Annotated in this window: 1 protein-coding gene; it reads right to left on the reverse strand. The window is 49.0% G+C overall.

Features of this window, described 5'->3' with window-relative positions; all coding sequences use genetic code 11:
* A partial coding sequence (locus tag CVU71_18665) for a DNA-directed RNA polymerase subunit beta (GenBank protein ID PKN16591.1) occupies nucleotides 1-1,344 on the reverse strand: 1,344 nt, incomplete at both ends.

Here is a 1,344-nt window from a genome sequence, read left to right on the forward strand (position 1 = left end):
AACGCCGCCGCCACGGAAACCATCTGATTGGGTGCAACATCCATCATTTTGATGTCTGTCGGTATGGCCGAAACGAAGTCGCTCCCTCTTCTCACGGATATCAGCTCTTCCTCAAATTTTCCTTTTTTATCGAGCGGTCGGTCGGCAGGTGCGATCATTTCATTTTCTTCTTCGATGGCCGTCATAAATTTTACTTCATCGGACACTTTCCCGTTATCAACCAAGCGGTAGGGTGTTTCGATGAAGCCAAATTCATTGACACGCGCATACGTACTGAGAGATACGATCAATCCGATATTCGGCCCTTCCGGCGTTTCAACCGGGCAGATGCGGCCATAATGGGTTGAATGAACGTCACGAACTTCAAATCCGGCACGCTCCCGCGTCAGCCCACCGGGCCCCAGCGCGGACAAACGGCGTTTATGGGTAATTTCGGAGAGCGGATTGGTTTGATCCATAAACTGGGAAAGTTGGCTGGAACCGAAAAATTCGTTTACCACCGCAGATACCGGTTTGGCATTGATGAGATCGTGCGGCATCATGGTTTCTATATCCTGCAGGCTCATTTTTTCTTTAATGGCCCTTTCCATGCGTACAAGGCCAATGCGATACTGATTTTCAATGAGTTCGCCGACAGAACGCACGCGGCGGTTTCCCAGATGGTCAATATCATCCACGCTGCATTCCCCCAAACCGTTTTTCAAATCGATTAGATATTTGACGGATGCCAGAATATCTTCGTTTCGCAGAACGGTTAAGTCCGTCGACACATTCAGGCGCAGCTTATAGTTCATCTTCGCCCGGCCGACATCCGACAAATCGTAAGTCTCCGGTTCAAAAAAGAGACTGCTGAAAAACTTAGCGGCGGTTTCCGGTGTCGGAGGATTGCTGGGACGGAGCCGTCTATAGATCTCCATGATCGCATCTTCCGCGGATTCAATATGATCCATCAGGAGCGTATCGCGAATGGAAGCGTTGTCCAGATCTTCATCGATGTGGATGAATTTCAGCTCTTTCACTCCCTTTTCCTGGGCAATCTCAAGTCCGTTTAACGGCAGTTCTTCGTTGCACCTGAAAAGGATTTCTCCAGTGGCCGGATCATGAACATCCGAGGAAAGAATTTTCCCCGTCAAATCGGCTTCTTTAACGGCCACGCGCTTAACACCCGCATCCATGACTTTCTTTAGCAGGGGCTTGGTGAGTTTGCGGCCTTTTTTAACAATGACCTCATCGCTTTTCGGATCTTTGATGTCTTCCGGCGCCTTCTGGCCGGACAGCGACTCATCAACTCCAAAATAAATCTTTTCGCCTTCGAGCGTGATTTTCTCAATACTGTAAAAATAG

It is taken from the genome of Deltaproteobacteria bacterium HGW-Deltaproteobacteria-6 (genome assembly GCA_002840435.1).
Classification (GTDB): domain Bacteria; phylum Desulfobacterota; class Syntrophia; order Syntrophales; family Smithellaceae; genus UBA8904.